This window comes from Streptomyces sp. NPDC047072 (genome assembly GCF_040643855.1).
Classification (GTDB): Bacteria; Actinomycetota; Actinomycetes; order Streptomycetales; family Streptomycetaceae; genus Streptomyces.
In genome coordinates, this window is sequence record NZ_JBEYVC010000372.1 from 1 (window position 1) to 1,260 (window position 1,260).

A 1,260-nucleotide genomic window follows, 5' to 3' on the forward strand; every position below is an offset into this window, starting at 1 on the left:
CCGCTACGGCACCCGTTGGATCGGCCGTCTGATCCAGGTCCGCGACAACGAACTGCTGGTGGCGGCGCGTGCCGTGGTCGCGGACGCCTTGGCCTGCTGGGCGCTGGTCTCGGCGCGGTCGGCCGCGCTGTCGGCGGCGGTGGCGTAGCCCTCGGCCTGCTTGGCGCTGGCGTCGGCCTCGGCGGCGGCCGCCTTGGCGTCCTCGGCGGCGTTCCTGGCCTCGGCGGCGGCCTTGGCGGCGAGCGCGGCGTTGTACCGGGCGGTGGCCGCGACCTGCTGCCCCTCGGCGATGAGCCGGTCGATCTGGGCGACGTGGGTGGCGGCGAGCGCGTCCTTCTGGACGGCCATGTACTGGCCCGCCTCGACGAAGGCGTGGACCTCGTCGGCGGAACCGGCCAGCGCGATCTTGGCGGCGGCCTTGACCTCGGGCCCGCCCTCGTTGAAGAGCCGGGTGGCGACCACCCGCTCGTCGGCCTGCTGTGCCTCGTACCGGCCGCTGTTGAGGAAGCCGAGCAGGGCCGTCGTACTGCCGTCCTGGAGGGCCTTGGTGGCGCCCTCCTTGACGCCCGGTCCGCCGTCGTTGGCCAGCTTGGTGACCGCGACGCGGTAGTCGGCGTTGGCCGCCTGGTGCTGCCCGGTGCTGTAGAAGTCGAGGATCTGCTGGTCGGTGCCCTTCAGCGCCTCGGTCGCGGCGGTGCGGACCGCCTCGTACGGGCTGCCGGAGGCGAGGTCGGCGACCTGCTGGCGCGTCTCGTCCACGACGGCCTTGTCCCAGCCGGTCCGCAGGTAGGCGAGGACGTCGGCGTCGGTACCGGACAGGGCCTGCGCGGCCGCGTCCTTGCGCCAGGAGCCGAAGTACTTCAGCGCCCGCATCGCGACCGCGCGGCCCTTGGCGGCGACGGCGGCCCGGTCGGCGTCGGGCTTGTCCGCCTCGACGGTCAGGGCCTTGGTGTCGTCGACGATCGCCTGGCCCTCGACCACCGTCCCGGCGACCTCGGCGGTGAAGGTGTCGGCCGTGGACTTGTCCGTCATGGCGGCCTCGACACCCGCGTCGGTGCGGGTCTTCAGGTCCTCGGCCTCGGTCTCGCGCGCGATGGCCGCGGTCTTCTCCGCCGTGGCGACCGCCTTGGTGGCGGTGTCGGCGGCGGCCTTGGCGGCGGCGGCCTGCTTGGTGGCCTCGGCCGACCGTGGCCTCGGCATTGGCGCCCGTGCCCTTGACCCCGACGACGGTGCCGAGCCCGAACTGGTCGTGGGTGACAC

At 74.1% G+C, this 1,260-nt stretch carries 1 protein-coding gene; it reads right to left on the bottom strand.

The features are described 5' to 3' along the window. Positions 1-3: 3 nt before the first annotated feature. Positions 4-1,200 (bottom strand): ALF repeat-containing protein, encoded by a 1,197-nt coding sequence (locus ABZ896_RS52775; RefSeq protein WP_360946692.1) that lies wholly within the window; start codon positions 1,198-1,200, stop codon positions 4-6. Positions 1,201-1,260 lie beyond the last annotated feature (60 nt).